This window comes from Nonomuraea phyllanthi, assembly GCF_006334985.2.
In the GTDB taxonomy this organism is placed as follows: Bacteria; Actinomycetota; Actinomycetes; order Streptosporangiales; family Streptosporangiaceae; genus Nonomuraea; species Nonomuraea phyllanthi.
Map to the genome: position 1 here is coordinate 153,910 of NZ_VDLX02000001.1, position 18,413 is coordinate 172,322.

At 71.4% G+C, this 18,413-nt stretch carries 19 protein-coding genes; 5 read left to right on the top strand and 14 right to left on the bottom strand.

Annotated features, from left to right (window positions below; translation table 11 throughout):
- The first annotated feature begins 34 nt into the window (after nucleotides 1–34).
- Complete coding sequence (locus tag FH608_RS00695; RefSeq protein WP_139627757.1) at nucleotides 35–799, top strand: TetR/AcrR family transcriptional regulator; 765 nt, start codon at nucleotides 35–37, stop codon at nucleotides 797–799.
- 61 nt (nucleotides 800–860) lie between these two features.
- On the opposite strand, the gene FH608_RS00700 is transcribed toward FH608_RS00695, so the two are convergent.
- Nucleotides 861–1,310 (bottom strand): MarR family winged helix-turn-helix transcriptional regulator, encoded by a 450-nt coding sequence (locus tag FH608_RS00700; RefSeq protein WP_139627758.1) that lies wholly within the window; start codon nucleotides 1,308–1,310, stop codon nucleotides 861–863.
- A gap of 72 nt (nucleotides 1,311–1,382) precedes the next feature.
- On the opposite strand from FH608_RS00700, the gene FH608_RS00705 reads away from it, so the two are divergent.
- The gene (locus FH608_RS00705) at nucleotides 1,383–2,171 is read left to right on the top strand and encodes a nitroreductase/quinone reductase family protein (protein WP_139627759.1); all 789 of its coding nucleotides are present in this window, start codon (nucleotides 1,383–1,385) and stop codon (nucleotides 2,169–2,171) included.
- A gap of 9 nt (nucleotides 2,172–2,180) precedes the next feature.
- On the opposite strand, the gene FH608_RS00710 is transcribed toward FH608_RS00705, so the two are convergent.
- The 7 genes from FH608_RS00710 to FH608_RS00740 all read right to left on the bottom strand — a co-directional run bounded on the left by FH608_RS00710 (nucleotide 2,181) and on the right by FH608_RS00740 (nucleotide 10,510).
- A complete protein-coding gene (locus FH608_RS00710; protein ID WP_226898836.1) occupies nucleotides 2,181–2,759 on the bottom strand; it encodes a GTP-binding protein in 579 nt (192 codons plus the stop codon).
- Nucleotides 2,740–3,102 (bottom strand): DUF742 domain-containing protein, encoded by a 363-nt coding sequence (locus FH608_RS00715; RefSeq protein WP_139627760.1) that lies wholly within the window; start codon nucleotides 3,100–3,102, stop codon nucleotides 2,740–2,742. Before FH608_RS00715 ends, FH608_RS00710 begins: the two co-directional genes overlap by 20 nt.
- 26 nt (nucleotides 3,103–3,128) lie before the next feature.
- Nucleotides 3,129–3,551, bottom strand: a complete 423-nt coding sequence (locus FH608_RS00720; RefSeq protein WP_139627761.1) for a roadblock/LC7 domain-containing protein — start codon at nucleotides 3,549–3,551, stop codon at nucleotides 3,129–3,131.
- Complete coding sequence (locus FH608_RS00725) at nucleotides 3,548–6,412, bottom strand: sensor histidine kinase (protein WP_193318169.1); 2,865 nt, start codon at nucleotides 6,410–6,412, stop codon at nucleotides 3,548–3,550. Before FH608_RS00725 ends, FH608_RS00720 begins: the two co-directional genes overlap by 4 nt.
- Nucleotides 6,413–6,636: 224 nt before the next feature.
- The gene (locus FH608_RS00730) at nucleotides 6,637–8,862 is read right to left on the bottom strand and encodes a [protein-PII] uridylyltransferase (protein WP_139627763.1); all 2,226 of its coding nucleotides are present in this window, start codon (nucleotides 8,860–8,862) and stop codon (nucleotides 6,637–6,639) included.
- Nucleotides 8,862–9,200, bottom strand: a complete 339-nt coding sequence (locus tag FH608_RS00735; protein ID WP_043616024.1) for a P-II family nitrogen regulator — start codon at nucleotides 9,198–9,200, stop codon at nucleotides 8,862–8,864. The genes FH608_RS00730 and FH608_RS00735 overlap by 1 nt, the downstream gene beginning before the upstream one ends.
- Nucleotides 9,197–10,510 carry an ammonium transporter gene (locus tag FH608_RS00740; protein ID WP_226898837.1) on the bottom strand — a complete coding sequence of 438 codons (1,314 nt, stop codon included), beginning with the start codon at nucleotides 10,508–10,510 and terminating at the stop codon, nucleotides 9,197–9,199. Before FH608_RS00740 ends, FH608_RS00735 begins: the two co-directional genes overlap by 4 nt.
- A gap of 204 nt (nucleotides 10,511–10,714) precedes the next feature.
- On the opposite strand from FH608_RS00740, the gene FH608_RS00745 reads away from it, so the two are divergent.
- Nucleotides 10,715–11,641, top strand: a complete 927-nt coding sequence (locus tag FH608_RS00745; protein ID WP_226898838.1) for an ABC transporter substrate-binding protein — start codon at nucleotides 10,715–10,717, stop codon at nucleotides 11,639–11,641.
- Here FH608_RS00745 and FH608_RS00750 read toward each other — a convergent pair.
- Complete coding sequence (locus FH608_RS00750; protein WP_193318170.1) at nucleotides 11,625–12,395, bottom strand: MOSC domain-containing protein; 771 nt, start codon at nucleotides 12,393–12,395, stop codon at nucleotides 11,625–11,627. The genes FH608_RS00745 and FH608_RS00750 overlap by 17 nt on opposite strands.
- A 42-nt stretch (nucleotides 12,396–12,437) precedes the next feature.
- Nucleotides 12,438–13,241, bottom strand: a complete 804-nt coding sequence (locus tag FH608_RS00755; protein WP_139627766.1) for an alpha/beta fold hydrolase — start codon at nucleotides 13,239–13,241, stop codon at nucleotides 12,438–12,440.
- A gap of 76 nt (nucleotides 13,242–13,317) precedes the next feature.
- On the opposite strand from FH608_RS00755, the gene FH608_RS00760 reads away from it, so the two are divergent.
- A complete protein-coding gene (locus tag FH608_RS00760; RefSeq protein ID WP_139627767.1) occupies nucleotides 13,318–13,902 on the top strand; it encodes a TetR/AcrR family transcriptional regulator in 585 nt (194 codons plus the stop codon).
- A 112-nt stretch (nucleotides 13,903–14,014) separates the two neighbouring features.
- Nucleotides 14,015–14,881, top strand: a complete 867-nt coding sequence (locus FH608_RS00765) for an ABC transporter ATP-binding protein (RefSeq protein ID WP_193318171.1) — start codon at nucleotides 14,015–14,017, stop codon at nucleotides 14,879–14,881.
- A gap of 112 nt (nucleotides 14,882–14,993) precedes the next feature.
- Here the strand turns inward: FH608_RS00765 and FH608_RS00770 are convergent, their stop codons facing one another.
- The 4 genes from FH608_RS00770 to FH608_RS00785 form a co-directional block, all read right to left on the bottom strand.
- Complete coding sequence (locus FH608_RS00770) at nucleotides 14,994–15,206, bottom strand: LxmA leader domain family RiPP (protein ID WP_139627769.1); 213 nt, start codon at nucleotides 15,204–15,206, stop codon at nucleotides 14,994–14,996.
- A 59-nt stretch (nucleotides 15,207–15,265) separates the two neighbouring features.
- The gene (locus FH608_RS00775; RefSeq protein ID WP_139627770.1) at nucleotides 15,266–16,531 is read right to left on the bottom strand and encodes a M16 family metallopeptidase; all 1,266 of its coding nucleotides are present in this window, start codon (nucleotides 16,529–16,531) and stop codon (nucleotides 15,266–15,268) included.
- Nucleotides 16,518–17,783 carry a M16 family metallopeptidase gene (locus FH608_RS00780; protein WP_226898839.1) on the bottom strand — a complete coding sequence of 422 codons (1,266 nt, stop codon included), beginning with the start codon at nucleotides 17,781–17,783 and terminating at the stop codon, nucleotides 16,518–16,520. Before FH608_RS00780 ends, FH608_RS00775 begins: the two co-directional genes overlap by 14 nt.
- A gap of 131 nt (nucleotides 17,784–17,914) precedes the next feature.
- Nucleotides 17,915–18,112, bottom strand: coding sequence for an LxmA leader domain family RiPP (locus FH608_RS00785; protein WP_139627771.1), 198 nt, complete (start codon nucleotides 18,110–18,112; stop codon nucleotides 17,915–17,917).
- Nucleotides 18,113–18,413: the final 301 nt, after the last annotated feature.

Consider the following 18,413-nt stretch of genomic DNA (forward strand, 5'->3'; position numbering starts at 1 on the left):
CCATGGCGACAACCGTACGGTGTACCGTACGCAGGTGACCGTTGAGTACTCGGGAAAGGGCGACCCGGCGCGCAGCCTGGCGCTGCTCTGGCGCACCAGCGAGCGCGCCAGCCGCAAGGGCCGGCCGGAGCTGAGCGTCGAGCGCATCGTGCGCGCCGCCATCGAGGTGGCCGACGCCGAAGGGCTGCAGGCCCTGTCCATGCGGCGCGTCGCCGAGCGGCTGGGCGTCGGCACGATGTCGCTCTACACGTACGTGCCGGGCAAGCCGGAGCTGTTCGACGTCATGCTCGACACCGTCTACGGGGAGACGGCCAGGCCGGAGGACGTGCCCGGCGGCTGGCGCGGCCGGCTGGAGCAGATCGCCCGGGAGAACTGGGCGCTCTACCTGCGCCACCCGTGGCTGCTGCAGGTGGCGGCCAGCCGGCCGGTGCTCGGGCCCAACGTCACGGCCAAGTACGACTACGAGCTGCGTGCCGTGGACGGCATCGGGCTGACCGACCTGGAGATGGACTCCGTGATCACGCTGGTCAGCGGATTCGTGCACGGGGCGGCGCGGGGCGCGGTGGAGGCGGCGCTGGCCGAGAGCCAGACGGGCATGACCGACGAGCAGTGGTGGGCCGCGCACGCGCCCTTCTTCAGCCGGATCGCCGACGCCGACCGCTTCCCGACGGCCTCGCGCGTGGGTCAGGCGGCCGGGGAGGCGCTGAACGCGGCCTACAGCCCCGAGCACGCCTTCGAGTTCGGCCTCCAGCGCGTCCTCGACGGCATCGAGGCCCTCGTGGACAGCCGCACGGCTTAGACGCGCGCCCCCGCTCGCGCCCGCGGCCGTGCGACGTGGGCGCTGGTCCGGCGGCGGCCGCTCAGCCTGAGAGTGCGCGCTCGTAGGCCAGGAGGGTGTCCACGAACATCCGGCGCTGCTCGGGCGTGAGCGGCGACAGGGCCTCGCGCCACGCCTTGGCGCCGTAACCGAGCCACTCGTTGATCGGCCCGGCGTGCCGCTCGGCGATGCTCACGATCGTGCGGCGCCGGTCCGCGTCGTCCTCGCGCCGCTCCAGCACGCCCTTCCTGCTGAGGTCGCCCACCATCAGGCTCACCGTCGCGGGCGCCACCTCCAGCCGCCCCGCCAGCTCGTTGACCGTCATCGGCCCGTCGAACAGCAGGTACGCCAGCAGCGACAGGTGCCGGGGCGCCAGCGACAGCGACCGCAGCTCCGGCGGCACTCCGAGGCGCTTGGCGCGCCCCACCATGCGAGGCATCAGCAGCAGCAGCGTCCTGATCCCGTCGTCCACGCTCAAGCCGTCAGTTGACATCCCCAATACCTTGCTGTCTAAATTAGCTTTGCTTGCAAAGCAAATACGAGTCTCATCCAAAGGATAGTGAGCGTGGCTGACTTCAACGAGCGGGTCATCGAGGAGTTCCGGGCGAACGGCGGCAAGGTGGGCGGCATGTTCGAGGGCGCGCCGCTCCTCCTGCTCACCACCACCGGCGCGCGGACGGGCCGGCGGCACACCAATCCGGCGGTCTACCTGCGTGACGGCGAGCGGGTGCTGGTGTTCGCCTCCAACGCGGGCGCCGCCCACCATCCGGCCTGGTACCACAACGTGCTGGCCGACCCCAGGGTCCTCGTCGAGCTGGGCGAGGAGCGGTTCGCGGCCAGGGCGGTGCCCCTGGAGGGCGAGGAGCGCGACCGGCTGTACGCCAGGCAGGCCGCGATCGATCCGGCCTTCGCCGCGTACCAGGAGAAGACGGACCGGGTCATCCCGGTCATCGCACTTCACCCCGAGGCGGAGCGGCTGCGGGCGTTCGGGGACGAGCTGGTCAGGATCCACGCGTACCTGCGGGGCGAGCTGGCCAAGGCGCGTGAGGGCGGGCCGGCCGGCGATCTGCGTACGCACTGCCTGGCGTTCTGCGACGCGCTGGCCTTCCACCACAACGGCGAGGACCGGGTGGCCTTCCCGCACCTGGAGCGGCTCTTCCCCGAGTTGAAGGAGCCGCTCGACCGGCTGCGCGCCGAGCACGTAGTGATCGCCAGGCTGGCCGGCGAGCTGCGCGAGGCCGCCGATCCCGGCACGCTCGACCGCGTCGCGGCGGAGCTGGAGAGCCACTTCGCCCACGAGGAGGAGCGGCTGGTCCCGGTGCTCAACGCGCTGGAGAGCGTCCCCTGGGCGTGAGCGGGTGGGCTAGCGGACGGGCGCGGCGCGTAGGCGCACGACGTGCTCGACCAGCGAGATCAGCGTCGCCTTGACCGACTCGCGGTTGCGGGCGTCGGTGCGCACGATCGGCACGTGCGGCGAGAGCGCGAGCGCCTCCCTGACCTCCTGGTCGGAGTGCGGGAACTGCCCGTCCCAGCCGTTGATGCCGATCACGAACGGCAGCTTGGCCTCTTCGAAGTAGTCGATGGCGGGGAAGCTGTCGGCCAGCCGCCGGGTGTCGAGCAGCACGACCGCCCCGATCGCGCCCCGCACCAGGTCATCCCACATGAACCAGAACCGGTGCTGCCCGGGCGTGCCGAACAGGTAGAGGATCAGGTCGCGGTCGAGCGACAGGCGGCCGAAGTCCATGGCCACGGTCGTCGTCTGCTTGAGGGGCGTGAGCCCGAGGTCGTCGATGCCCGCGGACGCGTCGGTCATCACCGCCTCTGTGGTCAGCGGGAGGATCTCGGACACCGCCCCCACGAACGTCGTCTTACCGACGCCGAACCCTCCGGCGACGACGATCTTCGTCGACGTCAGCCCGGGGCTAGAGCCTGCGTAGTCCACTGAGCACCCTTTCGAGCATGTTGATGTCTGGTTGTCCCTGGCTGAGCTGTGGCTGGTGCAGGCGGACAAGCCCTTCGTCGGACATGTCCGCCACGAGCACCCTGGCCACGCCGAGCGGGACACGGAGCAGGGCCGAGATCTCGGCGACCGACCGGAACGACCTGCACAGCTGCATGATGGCCTCCTGCTCGGGGGTGAGCAGTGCCATCTCGTCGTCCGGGATCGACATGGACGAGATCAGCGTCTCCATCGCCAGGTGGTAGCGCGGCTCGGATCGGCCGCCGGTCACCGCGTAAGGACGGAACAGGGGTTCGTCGTCCCCGGTGCCGTCAACGCCGTACACGGCCCGCTCCCCTCAGTTCCATCACATCACCGGGTCCTGGCGGCCTGGAGCTCGGCCCGCAGGGCCGGCGTGAGCGCCTGTCCCGCCCTGTCTACCAGCAACGTCATCTGGTACGCCACCAAACCCATGTCACAGTCCGGTGCCGCCAGGACCGTGAGCACCGAGCCGTCACTGATCGCCATGACCAGGAGCAGACCACGCTGCATCTCGACGACGGTCTGCGTCACCGCGCCGCCCTCGAACACCCTGGAGGCCCCCACGGTCAGGCTCAGCAGGCCCGCCGACACCGCGGCGAGCTGGTCGGCCCGATCTGGCGGGAAGCCTTCGGAGGCGGCCAGGCACAGGCCGTCGGCCGATACCACGACGGCGTGCGCGACTCCAGGCGTGTTACGCACGAAGTCGGTGATCAGCCAGTCGAACCTGTTCGCCTCATGGCTAAGGGTTGTCACGCATCCTCCCCGGCGGGACGCTCACTCACTCTGTTCTCCTGTCCACGAAGTTCCTGGCGGCCCCGTCGCACACCCTGCTGGAAACCGGCCATCCGGCTACGCATCCGGTCCGCCGAGATCGGCGGCGTCGGGGCGGGCCGCTGCTGTTGCTGCGGCTGCTGCGCCGGCTGGCTCGCCGTTCCGGGAACCAGGTTGGCCTTGGGGGTGCGCTTCGGTAGCCCGGCGGCGGTGATGCCGCCAAGGCTGGGCTCGGCGGCAGCGGCCGCCGCGCGCCAACCGGCGTCGGCCGCCGTTCGCCACGCTTCCTCCCCAGACTGTACGGCTTGCGGGGCACTGTCCCCACTCGCCCCCGTCGATTGCGCCGCGTCCCGCGCCGGCTCGCCGGGCGGCCGGCGGAACCAGGCGGACTCCACCGACGCGAAGATCGGCAGGAATTCCTCCTGCTCAGGCTCCATGGGAGACACCTCCACGGAGGGAGGCGGCTCGGGCCGGCGCACGTCGTTCGTGGGGAACCCGCGCGTGGGCGGGGGCGTCTGGAACGCGCCATTACCAGATGGGTACGAGCCCGAACCCGCGTCGGGGTACGACGGGTAGGTGCCCGAGTCGTACGAGGCGGGCTGCCTGCGGTAGGAGCCGCCGTCGGTGTCGGCGGTGAAGCCGTTGACCCCCGACCTGCCGGGGTCGGAGTGGTAAGGCGCGCTGTCGTACGAGCGGGGCCCCTGCGGGCTGTCGTACGAGCGCGGTCCCTGGGCGCTGTCGAACGAGCGGGTTCCCGGCGCGCCCTGCGGCGGCCGTGTGCGGTGGCGGGGTACGGGACCGCCCGGCCGGGGGCCGCTGTCGAAGGAGTCGAAGCTGCCGAACGACCTGAACGCGCCGTTCTGCGCCTGCGGGGCCGGTCCCACCGGCGGAGCCGCCGCGGCCGGCACGGTGCCGCCGCCGAAGGCGGGCCGCTGCGGCAGCGGCTGCTGCTGCGTGCCGTCCGCCACCACCGTGGGCGGCAGCAGCACCATGGCGGTCAGGCCGGCGCCCTCGCCCTTCCTGAGCTGCACCCTGATGCCGTGGCGCAGCGCCAGGCGGCCGACCACGAACAGGCCCATGCGCCGCGAGACCGACACGTCCACGACGGGCGGCTCGGCCAGGCGCCGGTTGGCCTCGGCCAGCTCGTCCTCCGTCATGCTGATGCCGGAGTCGCTCACCGACACCAGCGCGCCGCCGCCCTCGACGACGCTGCTGGTGACCATGACCTGGGAGTTGCTCGGGGAGAACTGGATGGCGTTCTCGACCAGCTCGGCGACCAGGTGGACCAGGTCGTTGGCGGCGCTGCCGACCACGGAGGTGCCCCGGTGGACCTTGACCTGGACGCGCTCGTAGCCCTCGACCTCGGACAGCGCGGCGCGTACGACGTCGACCAGCTTGGCCGGCTGGCTGCGCCGGCGGGTGGCCTCGTGGCCGGCGAGAACCAGGAGGTTCTCGGAGTTGCGGCGCATGCGGGTGGCCAGGTGGTCGAGCTTGAACAGGTCGGCCAGCCGGCCGCCGTCCTGCTCGCCCTTCTCCAGGCCGTCGATGAGCGAGATCTGCCGCTCGACCAGCGTCTGGGTGCGGCGCGAGAGGTTGACGAACATCGAGCTGATGTTGCCGCGCAGCTCGGCCTCCTCGCCCGCCAGCCGCACGGCCTGGCGGTGCACCTGGTCGAAGGCCCTCGCGACCTCGCCGATCTCGTCGTTGCCCTCGACCTCGATGGGCCGCACGTCGCCGACGGTGGAGTCGCCGCTGACCCGCAGCCGGTGCACCACGTCGGGCAGGCGGAAGCCGGCCACCTCCAGCGCCTCGGTGCGCAGCCGGCGCAGCGGGCCGACCATGGAGCGGGCGATGGCCACGGTGAGCAGCAGGACGAGCAGCAGCAGCGCCACGATCAGGGCGCCCGCGACGATGGCGTTGCGGACCTCGGCCTCGCGCAGCTCCTTGCCGCGCAGGCTCACCTCGCCGGCCAGCTGCTTCTCGATGCCGTGCAGCACGCCGATGGTGGCGGCGTTGTCCTTGTACCACTGCTCGCGGCTGCCGTTGGCGGAGATCAGGTTGTCGGTGATCCGCGCGCCCGGCGCCCGGCCGCTGGCCAGCGTGATCGCGCGGGACTTGGTGAGCTGCACGTTGACGTACTTGGGCTCGGTGGTGAGCGCCCTGGACAGCCGGAGCCCGACGTCCGCGCCCGCCTCCGCGCCGACGTCGGAGATGTCGCTCAGCTGGCGGGCGTTGGAGGCGATGAACTGCTCGACCTCCTGGGCGTCCACGCTGGCGGCGTCGTAGGACGCCTGGAGCAGCTGGATGCGCTGGCGGGAGACCTCCTCCTTGGCCGCGGCCAGCGCGTTCAGCGCGCGGAACTGGCCGAGGATCTGCGAGTCCTCCGACAGCAGGCTCATCTCGTCGTGCAGCTTGAGCAGGGTGTCGGCGAGGAAGTTGTAGCGGAACGGCTCGGCCTGGCCCTCGGCCCTGACCTTGGACAGCCCGTCCAGGTCGTACCTGGCCTGCTGCGCGGCCTTGAACATGCGCGGGCCGAACGATTCGTCGATCGTGTCGAGGTCCGCCTTCACGGTCTTGACCAGCGTGTCGACCGCGGCCTTGCGCTCGGCGAGGTCGGGGGCGAGCTTCTTGCGGACGGTGCGGCTGGCGCCGATCCAGCCGCTGGTGTCACGCTCCTCGCCGAGGGCCTGCAGCAGGTCGCGGATGCGACCCGCCTGCTCGGCCCCGGTGGCGGTGCGCTCGTAGTCGCCGATGGTCTGGATCGAGCCGACCACGCGCGCTCCCCCGAGCACGACGGCGGCGATCGTGGGCACCAGGATCAGTGCGGTGAGTCGCCATCTCACCCGCCAGTTGCGCAGGCCGAAACGTGGCAGTGACCGCTTCCCGCGGTCCCGCCTCGCGGCGAGGCCGCCTTCGGAGTTCCCCGTCGTCACTGCTACACGTACCCCTCAATCGTCCCGTCCACGACCGGGCCTTCAAGCCGTCCACAAGCTATCCGCAGCCTCCGACTTAACCGGCATTTCGGACACAATTGTTACAAAGGTGACCGGTTGTCGTGTGCTGTTGGTTATCGCAGTGCGGCAAGCACCTGATCGCGGACTTGAGCTCGCTGCGCGGCGTCGCTGAGGGGGCGACCAGCGCGATCCACGACATAGAAGACGTCCACCGCCTCCGCGCCGAGAGTCTCCACGCGAGCGGCTCTCACGTCAAGACCGCACTCCCCGAACGCCCGTCCTATACGCCACAGAAGCCCCGGCCTGTCATGGGCCCTGACTTCCACCACCGTGGCCGTCGCGGAGGCGTCGTCCACCAACGTCACCCGGGGTGGAGCCACAGGTACGCGGGGCGGCCTCATGGACCGGGCGCGGCGGGCCAATCTCTGTTCGATGTCAAGGCGGCCAGCAAGGACCAGACGCAGGTCCGATTCCAGCATGGCGGGGTCGGGCGGGCTGCCGTACTCGGGGATGACCGAGAACTCGATGACCGCCGTGGAGCCCGCGGACGCGGACGAGGCGGAGCGCACGATGAGCCGGTGCGCGGACAGCACGCCGGCGGCGCTCCACAGGAGGCCCAGCCGGTCGGGGGCGACGACCGTGACGTCGCCGCCGTTGACGCGCACCGCGCCGCCGCCGTGCCGGGCCAGCGCGGCCTGCTCGGCCGAGAGCGTGGGCGGCCTGGGCGGCGGCGAGCCGGCCAGCACGGACCTGACGCGGCGCACGAGGTCGGCCACCAGCCCGGCCTTCCAGCCGTTCCAGGCGGCCGGGCCCGTCGCGTGGCCGTCGGCGATCGCCAGCGCGGCCAGCAGATCGAGGACCTCCCGGGAGCCGACGGTGGCGGCGACCTTCTCGATGGTGACCGGGTCGTCGAGGTCGCGGCGGGTGGCGGTCTCGGGCAGCAGCAGGTGGTGGCGTACGACGGTGGCGAGGGTCTCGACGTCGTGCGCGGGCAGGCCGATGCGGGTCGCGATGTCGCGGACGACGACCTCGCCGGTGGCGGAGTGGTCGCCCGGCCAGCCCTTGCCGATGTCGTGCAGGAGCGCCCCGATCAGCAGCAGGTCGGGGCGGGAGACCTCGCGGGTGTGGCTGGCGGCGTTCGCGGCGGCCTCGATGAGGTGCCGGTCGACCGTGAACCGGTGGATCGGGTTGCGCTGCGGCCGGTGGCGTACGCGCTCCCAGTCAGGAAGCAGTTTGACAAGGATGCCCGCCTGGTCCAGCTCCTCCCACACGGGCACGGCGGCGCGACCCGCGCCGAGGATCGACACCAGCGCGTCGCGGGCCTCCTCCGGCCACGGCACCAGCATGGGGGCCGACTGAGCTGCGAGCACGGACACCGTGGCGGGAGCCAGCGGCAGCCCGGAGTCAGCCGCCGCCGCGGCGGCGCGCAGCACCAGCACGGGGTCCTTGCGCGGGTTGGCGCCCCTGGCGAGCACCACCTCGCCGCCGTGCTCGACCACGCCGTCGGCCAGCGGGCGGCGGCCTCGGGGGGCGGGGCCTGACAGCAGCCTGTCAACGGTGCGCCAGGTGCCGTCGAAGGCGTGGGAGATGGTCCGGCCCGCCTCGGCGAGCCTGCGCATGAGCGCCTCCGCGTCGAGCAGGCCGAGCAGCCCGGCCACGGCGTCCTGCTCCTGCAGCACCAGCCGGTCGGTGCCGCGGGCGGTGACGACGTGCAGCGCGTGCCGCACGTCGAGGATGAACTCGTACGCCTCGCGCGCCCTGGGGCCGGGCGCGGACGCCACCCAGGCGGCGGCCACCGCCTGCATGGCCTGGACGTCGCGCAGCCCGCCGCGGCCGTCCTTGAGGTCGGGCTCCAGCAGGAAGGCCAGCTCGCCGCTGGTCTGGGCCCGCTGGTCGGACGCCTCGCGCAGCTCGGCGAGCCGGCGGCGGGAGTCGGTGCGCCACTCGGCCAGCACCGACTCCCTGGCCCTCCTGGTGAGCTCGGGGTCGCCCGCCACGTGCCTGGCCTGGATGAGGCCGAGCACGGCCTTGAGGTCCTGCCGGGCGACCGACACCGCCTCCTCGACCGTGCGCACCGAGTGGTCGAGGCCGACCGCGGAGTCCCAGATCGGATACCAGATCCGGTCGGCGACCATGCTGACGTCCGCCCGGCCGTTGTGCAGCAGGACCAGGTCGAGGTCGCTGCCCGGCGCCAGCTCGCCCCTCCCCAAGCTGCCGACGGCGACCAGGGAGACGTGGTCGCCGTCGCTCGCCGTACGGAACAGGTCCTTGAGCCAGCGGTCGGTGTCCGCGGCCCGCTCCTTGCGGGCCGCGGCGTACGAACGGGCCTCTCCCCGCATCACAGGGCTTCCGGACCCCGCTCTCCCGTACGCACCCGGATGACGGTGTCGACGGGGACGGACCAGACCTTGCCGTCGCCGATCTTGCCGGTGTGGGCGGCCTTGACGATGACGTCGATCACGTCCTCGGCGTCGTCCTCCTCGGCGAGGACCTCCAGGCGCACCTTCGGCACCAGGTCGACCTGGTACTCGGCGCCGCGGTAGACCTCGGTGTGGCCGCGCTGGCGGCCGTAGCCGCTCGCCTCGCTGACCGTCATCCCCTTGATGCCGAACTGTTCCAGCGCGGCCTTCACGTCGTCGAGCTTGAAGGGCTTGATGATCGCGGTGATGAGCCTCATGCGTCCACCTTCTTAGCGGCCGGGGCGGCGGCGCCCCCGTTGGGTGAGGTCACGCCGGAGGCGTAGACGGTGCCGAGGTCGTAGCCGGTCTCGGCGTGCGTGGTGACGTCGATGCCGGTCATCTCCTCCTCGGTGGAGATGCGGAAGCCCATCGTCCTGTCGATGATCTTACCGAGGACCCAGGTGACGACGAAGGAGTAGCCGCCGACCGCGACCGGGCCGAGCACCTGCAGGCCCAGCTGGCCGACGCCGCCGCCGTAGAACAGGCCCTCGCTCTGCTGGTCGAGGAAGGGGTAGGCGGCCAGGAAGCCGAGCGAGACGGCGCCGATGACGCCGCCCACCAGGTGCACGCCCACCACGTCGAGGGAGTCGTCGAAGCCGAGCCGGTATTTGAGGCCGACGGCGTAGGCGCAGATGACGCCCGCCAGCAGGCCGATGACGATCGCGGCCCACGGGTCCACGAAGCCGCAGGCGGGGGTGATGGCGACGAGGCCGGCGACCGCGCCGGAGGCGACGCCGAGGCTCGTGGCGTGGCCGTCGCGCATCTTCTCCACGACCAGCCAGGCGCCCGCGGCGACCGCGGTGGCGATCTGGGTGTTCATGAACGCCAGCCCGGTCGTGCCGTCCACGGCCAGCTCCGAGCCGGCGTTGAAGCCGAACCAGCCGAACCACAGCAGGCCCGCGCCGAGCAGGACGAAGGGGAGGTTGTGCGGCCGCATCGGCTCCTTGCGCCAGCCGTGGCGCTTGCCCAGCACGAAACAGAGCGCCAGGCCCGCGGCTCCCGCGTTGATGTGCACCACCGTGCCGCCCGCGAAGTCCTCGATGCCCATCGTGTTGAGCCAGCCGGTGCCCCACACCCAGTGCGCGACGGGGAAGTAGACGATCGTCGCCCACAGGATGCTGAAGAGGATCCACGCGCCGAACTTCGCCCGGTCCGCGATCGCGCCGCTGATCAGGGCGACGGTGATGATGGCGAACGTCAGCTGGAAGGCGGAGAAGACCAGGCTCGGCATGCCGGTGCCGTCGTTCTCCGTGGCGGTGCCGACCAGGCTCTGCAGGCCCAGCGCGTCGAAGCCGCCGACGACGTTGTTGATCGCCGAGCTGGGGTTGTCGGTGAAGGCCAGCGAGTGCCCGAACAGCACCCAGGCGACGGTCACCGTGACGATGGCGCCGAACGACATCATCATCATGTTCAGGACGCTCTTGGCCCTGGTCATGCCCCCGTAGAAGAAAGCGAGGCCGGGAGTCATCAGCAACACCAGCGCGGTGGCCGCGAGCATCCAGGCTGTGGTGCCGCTATCGATCTTCACGACGCGACCCTCCTTACGTGTGACGTGTGGCCACAGCGTGTTCGCCTGGGGTTTCGTGGCTCGACCAGCCGTGTTTCGCATTGGTGAATCTCGCCGGTCCGGTGTTTCGCCGACGTTTCGGGTTTCTCACTGACTCGGTTTCGGCGTGGATAAATCGGACGTGCGATACTTAGGCTTGCCTAACCTAACGATCAAGGAATGCCCATGCGCCTCCGCCTGGCCGCCGTCGCCATGCTGCCTCTCCTCGCCCTCACCGCCTGCGGCTCGTCCGGCGCCTCCGAGGACTCCGGCCCCACCAGGACCGTCAAGCACGCCATGGGCGAGACGAAGGTCCCGATGACCCCCAAGCGGGTCGTGGTGCTCGACACGGACAAGCTCGACTCGATGGTCTCGCTCGGCATGGCGCCCGTCGGCGCGGCGCAGGCCTCGCAGAGCCAGAAGTGGCCCGCGTACCTGGGCTCGGCCCTGTCGGCCACCAAGGCCGTCGGTACGACCCAAGCGCCCAACCTGGAGGCCATCATCGCGCTCAAGCCCGACCTCATCCTGGGCAGCAAATTCCGGCAGGAGCCCCTCTACGACAAGCTCAGCAAGATCGCGCCCACCGTGTTCACCGACCGGGTCGGCATCACCTGGAAGGAGAACTTCCTGCTCGACGCCGAGGCGCTGGGCAAGAAGGAGCAGGCGCAGCAGCTGATGTCGGCGTACGAGTCGCGGGCCAAGGAGGTCGGCGCCAAGTTCTCGAAGGTGCAGGTCGGCATCGTGCGGTTCATGCCCACCGAGATCCGCCTGTACGGGCCCGATTCGTTCAGCGGCATCGTGCTGGGCGACGCGGGCATCCCCCGGCCGGAGGCGCAGCAGCTGGCCGACCAGCAGGACAGGCGCTTCGGCAAGGTGAGCCAGGAGAACATCGCCAAGGCCGACGCCGACGCCGTCTTCTACAGCGCGTACGGCGACGCCGCCGCCAAGTCGCAGGCCGAGGTGACGGCCGGGCCGCTGTGGAAGAACCTGAAGGCGGTCGAGTCGGGCAACGCCCACAACGTGGACGACGAGATCTGGATGACCGGCATCGGCGTCACGGCCGCCGGCAAGATCCTCGACGACCTGGACAAGTACCTCACGCCGCTGGCGTGAGGCGTACCCCGTCGCCCTTCCTGATCCGCCCGGGCCGCACCACCCGCGCGTACACCCCCGCGCACGGCTGCGGCCCCTGGTCGAGCACCGGCACCCGGTTGTGCCGGGCCACCGTGCGCAGCGCGTCGGTGTCGCGCCCCAGCGGCCCGTGCGCCAGGGTCGGCACGGCGCAGCGCGGGCTGGTCACGATGACCTCCAGCACCACCTCGTCGCCCACGTGCAGCTCGCGGCCCACCCACGCGTTCTCGGGGAAGCCCTCCTCCTCCGTGCGGATGACCAGGTTGGGCCGGTAGCGCAGCGCCTCGACGTGCCCGCGCGGGCCGAGCGAGCCGATCCGCTCGACGGTGGCGGTGGTGATCAGGTGGATGGGCGCGAAGTCGAAGAACGTGCCCTCAGGGGAGGCGCCGCCGAGCGTGCCGACGGTGTAGGGCACCACCGCCTCGATGCCCGCGGCCAGCACCTGCTCCGGCACCGAGCGCTCGAAACGGGCGTTCTCCGGCGGCACGTCGATCAGCCTGACATCCCGCCCGAGCAGCCGCGACAGCTCCTCGTCGTCCGGGGCCTTCGCGCCCTCGATCGCCAGCAGGCCCCGCCAGAGGCGGGGGTTCTTCGCGCTGGCGATCTTCCCGGTCGCGATGTCCAGCACCGCCCGCGCCCGGTCTCCGGCGAGGCCGCGCTCGCTCACGTCGCTCTCGGGGAGCTCCTCCCCCAGCATCGACTTGACGGGATAGCGGCGCAAAGTCTCCACGTGCATACGCCCGATCCTACGGATTTTCGGTTCCACGGGAGCGGGGCCTTACGGGCGGCCCCAGAAGCGCCGCAGGTGCGGCACCAGCTCGCCGGCCCGCTCGTCGGGGAAGAACAGCCGGCCGCCCTCGATCTCGACGACCTCCTTGACGCCGGGGATCGTGTCGCGCAGCCACCGGGCCCACCGCACGTCGAAGAAGACGTCCCCGGTGCCCCAGACCACCAGCGTCGGCACGGTCAGCACGGTCAGCTGCGGCTCGATGGCGACCAGGTGCTTGGCGTCGATGGCGGTCAGCATGCGCTCCAGCGCCCGGCCGCCGCCGGGCTTGTCGAGGATCGGCCGCAGGTACGCGTCCACCAGCTCCGCCGGGTCGCCGATCCGCTCGTAGCCCTCGCCGAACGCGGTCCTCGCCAGCAGCTCCGGCCGCTCCAGCACGGCCGCGGTCAGCGCGGCCAGCTCGCCCCTGGCGGCCAGCTCCACCGTGGACCTGAACGCCTCGGGCGGCGTGTTGGTGTGCACGTCGCAGTTGGTGAGGGTGAGCGTGCGCAGCCGTTCGCGGTGGCGTACGGCGAAGACCTGGGCCACGGCGCCGCCGGTGTCGTTGGCGACGAGGTCCACCTCGGCGAGCCCGAGCCCGTCGCACAGCTCCTCTACGGCCTCGGCCATCGCGGGGATCGACAGGTCGTCGCGCGGCGCGCTGCCGCCGTGCAGCGGCAGGTCGATGGCCACGCAGCGGCGCTCGCCCCGGAAGGCGTCGATGACGTGCCGCCACAGGTACGAGCTGGTGCCCACGCCGTGCACGAACAGGCTGACGGGCCCGTCGCCGACGTCGACGTAGTGGATGCCGTTCATGGATGCTCCTCGTTTACAGACCGACTGTCGGTCTATGAAATTACCGACTGACGGTCGGTATGTCTAGAGTGGTGCCATGAACCTCAAGGCGGAGCGCGGAGCGGCCACCCGCGACAGGGTCCTCGCGATCGCCACGCGGCTGTTCGCCGAGCGGGGCTACGACGACACCTCGATCGAGGCGGTGCTGCAGGAGTCGGGGCTGAGCAGGGGGGCGCTCTACCACCACTACGCGGGCAAGGACGCCCTGTTCGAGGCGGTGCTGGAGGCCACGGAGTCGGCCGTCGGCGGCAAGCTCCTCGAGGCGGTCCGCGGCATCTCCGACCCGGTGGCCGCCCTGCGCGCCGGGGTCCTCGCCTGGATCTCGCTGGCCGGCGACCCGGTCATCAAGCGCATCGTGCTCATCGACGCGCCGTCGGTGATGGGCTGGGAGCGGTGGCGGGCCATGGAGGAGCGCTACTCGTTCGGGATGCTCAAGGGCGCGCTGGAGGCCACGGGGGCGGTGCCGGCCGAGTTCCTCGACCTGCACGCGCACATGCTGCTGGCGGCGGTCAACGAGAGCGCGCTGCTGGTGGCCAGGGGCGGCGACCACGACACGGCGGTGGCCGCCGTCGAGGAGTTCCTCCGCCGCGTCCTCACGGCGGCGCCCGAATCCGAGCCGTAGCTAAATGAGCAAAAGACGAATGCCATCCCCTTGATGGCTAGCATTGCCAGGGCGGAGCGCTCCTCATTTCACGACGCAAGGTCAATGATCGCGGTGAAACGGGATGATGCCGATGCTGGACGCGAAGACCCTGACGAAACGGTTCGGCCCGGTCGTGGCGCTCAGCGACGCCCGCTTCGCCGTCAGGCCCGGTGCCATCACCGGTCTCCTGGGGGCCGACGGTGCCGGCAAGTCCACGACTCTCCGCCTCTTCCTGGGTCTCGTACGCCCGACGTCGGGCTCCGCCCTCATCGACGGCCGGCCCATCCACGAGTGGCCCGCTCCCGCCCGCAAGGTGGGCGCCGTCATGGACGTCCGGAGCGCGCACCCCTCCCGCCGGGTGATCGACAGCGTGCGCTGGGCGGCCCGGCTGGCCGGCATGCCGAGGTCCCGGGCCGAGACCGTCCTCGACCTGGTCGGGCTCGGCGCGGTGGCCGGTCAGCGGGTGCGGAGGCTGCCCGCCGCCCCGCGGCGGCGCCTCGCTCTGGCGACCGCGCTGGCCGGCGACCCCGAGACCGTCCTGCTCGACGAGCCGCTGGACGGGCTCGACCCCCAGGAGATCGCCTGGCTGAAGGAGCTGCTGCGCCGGCTGCGCGGCCAGGGCCGCACGGTGCTGCTCACCAGCCGCCTGCTGGCCGGGCTGGAGGACCTGGTGGACGACCTGGTGGTGATCTCGCGCGGCCGGATCGTCGGGAGCGGGTCGGCCACCGCGTTCGTCGACCGCTTCCGGCTGGAGACGATCAGCGTGCTGTCGGACCGGCCTCGCCCGCTGTGCGCCGCCGTGATCGAGGCGGGTGGTGAGGTGCTCGGCACGCAGGGGCGGCGGATGGAGATCAGCGGGCTGACCTCGGTCCAGCTCGGCGAGATCGCCAGGGGCGCCGGGATCGCGCTCATGGGTCTCGTGGAGGTGCGCCCCGGCACCGGCGACCCACCGTCATAGGCCATCGGGGGTAGCGCGAGGACCGGGGACCCACCGTCATGGGCCGCCGGGGAAAAGCGAGGACCGGCGGCCCTCCGCTCGTGGAGCGGGGGGCCGCCGGTCCCTTTCGAGCTCAGCAGCCGGCGCCGATGGTCCATCCGGAGACACCGCTGGCGACGAGGCCGACGGAGAAGACCGCGCACTCCACGGAGGAGGCGGTGGCGAACGCCGAGATCGCTACGGAAACCGGCGAGATGGCCGGCGCTTCGGTCGTCGCCGACGCGGCGACCTCAGATGGGGTCGTGTAGGCGGCGTAACCCGCCATCAGCTGACTTGATGTACTCATTCATCCTCCCGTGGTGATGTGTTGACATCTGAAATGAACTGCGGAGTTGGCTTTCCGGGTCACCGCGCCGCCCCCTGCGGCACGTCGAACTCCTGGGCGCCGAGGACGCCCCGCTCGCCCACCACGACCCCGGAGAAGCGGTCCGGCGGGTAGAGCTCGCGCGCGATCTCGGCCACCTGGTCGGTGGTGACGTCGTGCAGCACCTGGGGCAGGGACAGCAGCCAGTCCAGGCCGACGCCGAGCGGCGCGACGCTGAAGAGCAGCTCGGCGAGGCCGGCCTGGGAGGCGGCGCTCTGGTAGAGCATGCCGAGCATGTATTCGCGGGCCGTGGCGATCTCCGCGGCCGTCGGTGGCTCGGCCGCGAACCTCGCCAGCTCGGACTGGATCTCCCGGAGCACGACGGGGGCGTCGTACGGGTCCATCCCGGCGTGGATCATGATGAGCTCGTCCTCGAGCAGCTCGTCCAGGGCGCATTCGACGGCGTAGACGAGCCCCTTCTCCTCGCGCAGCCGGGCGACGAGCCGCGAGGCGGGGTAGCCGCCGAACACGCAGTTGGCGATGCTGAGCGCGGGGAAGCGGGGGTCCGTCCTGGGCAGGCTGCGGGCGATCAGGGTGATGTCGGACTGCCCGGTGGACTGCCGTTCGGCCAGGGTGATGCCCGCGTCCTTCAGTTCGGGCCCGCGCGCGGGGGCCTCGCGGCCGGGGTCCGCGGACCATGAGGAGGTCGCCTCGGCGAGGGCCTTCGAGGTCCTGCCCTGGTCGGCTCCCCCCGTCACCACGAGCAGGGCCCGGTCCGGAACCAGGTGGTCCCGGTGCAGCCGCGTGACGTCCTCGGGGGTGACCGCCGACAGCGCGGACGGTTCGGGCAGCACCGCGGGGAAGTCGTCGCCGTAGCAGTGCCTGCCCAGCGCCGTGCGCGCGATGATCTGGGGGTGGGACCGCGCCATGATGTTGCGCTGGATGATCCGCCGCGTGGCGCCGCGGCAGGTGTCCGCGCTGTAGCGCGGCGTCGCGAGCGCCCCGAAGACGAGGGCGATGAGCTCCGGCAGCTTCGTGGCGGGCACGGAGGCGCCGATGCGCAGCCAGCGGTGGTCGTACGTGGTCTGCACCAGCGCGCCGGGCCCGAGCACGTTCTCGGCCTCGTCGGCCCGGCCGCCGCCCCCGGGGAGGCTGTCCACCATCACCAGCGCGGCGGCCAGGTCGACGGCGGTGGACGGCATGGGGATCGCGAGCCGGACCTCGGCCATCGACGCGGACGGCGAATGCGTGGAGAGCACGCGGAGCCCGCAGGGCAGGACCTGCTCGTTCACCTCAGGAAACGTCATCGTTCTCTCCCGGGGTCAGGGTCACGACGGCACGGGCGTCGGACAGGACGGACTTGGCCGCATGGGACACCCCCGTGGGGGTGACCGAGTGCAACAACCGTGGGAGGTCGTCGACGAGCTCTCCCGTTCCGTGGAGCAGCTCGTAACCGCCCGCCCTCGCGGTGCGCGTGGCGAGGGCGTCGCAGGAACGGTGATGGGACATCGCCAGACGGGCGGCGACGCGCTCGACGTCGGCGGCGTCCGGGCCCGTGTCGGAGAGGAGGCGTAAGGCCGCGTCGAGATCCGCCAGGATGTCGTCCGCGCGGAGGCCGCCCGGATGCGTGACGACCACCAGGCCGGTGTCCGGCTCGCGGGCGAGCAGCGGCCCGAAGAACCCGCAGGACGTGCTGACCTTCGGCGCGAACTCGTGGCCGGGCGGCTGCCGCAGCCACGGCGTGGCGCCGGAGGCGAGCAGCCCGGACAGCACCATGTGCGCGAGGTAGTCCTGCATGGCCGCGCGCGGATCGGGCAGCCGGTAGCCGACCGCCACCGCGGGCAGGGGGGCGTTCGGGTCGCGGTGCTCCCCGCGCGTCTCGTCCGTGCGGTGCGGCTCCGCGAGGCTCGCGGGTGCGGGGACGGCTCGCGCCGGGAGCGCGCCGAAGTGCCGCTCGACCAGCTCGATGATCCGGTCGGGCTCGAAGCCGCCGGTGACCGTCAGGAGCGCGTTGGCCGGCACGTACGAGGTCTCGTGGAAGCGCGCGCACTCGTCGATGGTGATCCGGTCCAGGTCCTCGGGGGTCCCGTAGCCGTTGTGCGCGTTGGGGAAGGTCCGGAACAGCAGCCGCGGGAGGACCGTCCAGGGGAATCCACCGTACGGGCGGCTCGTCTTCATGCGGATCTCGTCGCGCACCACGTCGAGCTGGGTCCTGAACGCGGTCTCGGTGATGTCGAGCCCGCCCATCCGCTCCGCTTCGAGCGCCAGCACCCTGTCCGCGCCGTCCGGCGGGACCACCTGGCAGTACTGGGTGAAGTCCTGGTAGGTGGACGCGGTCGCGCTGCCGCCGACCTCCGCGACCCGCGTGAAGTATCCGGCGTGCGGCAGGCCGGCGCCGCCCTGGAACATGAGGTGTTCGACGAGGTGCGCCAGGCCGCTGCGCCCGTCCGGGTCCGCGCGGAAGCCGGCGTGGTAGTGGACGCCGATGCCCATCACGGGCATGCCAGGAAGCGGGTCGAGCAGGACCCGGAGACCGTTGGGCAAGCTGAACTTTCGCACATCTACCTCGTCATGCCGCGGTTGGCTGCGTTAGGGCGGTCCGAGATGGGGCCGGGGTGCCCGCCGCCCGTGGGGCGGCGGAGCCGGGCCGGGAGATTCCGGGCCGGGCCCGGCGGCACCCCGACATCACTTCAGCAACCCTTGCCGATGGTGAAGCTGACGGCCATGCTGATGCCGGCGCCGCAGGCGTAGCTGGACTGCCCGATGAAGGACAGGACGGCTACCGAGATCGGGCTGATCTCCGGCGCCTCGCCGGCGGCGGCGGCGCCGACTTCCTGGGGTGTGGCATAGGTCGCGTAGCCTGCCATGAGCTGGTCCGTGGTCGTCATGAAGACCTCCGTCGGTTCGACTGAGAGATTCCAGACGGGGAGTGCGGCCACAAGCGGTGAGGTGGTTCGCCCCGGGAGAATAAGCGGAGCTCCCCCGAGAACGTGTCCTGCACCAGTTCCCCCCGTGTCTGCCGATCGTGCTCGGCTTATGACAAATGTCATTTTACCGAGTCCGGCCGGGGAGATCCATAGAAAAACTTTCGTGGCTCACCGATCGAGTTTTGAAACTTTTGCTAACCGGCGGCCCGGTCAGGCGTTTTTCCGTGTCCATTGTCTGAACGGTTGCCGCACCAGCGGTAAT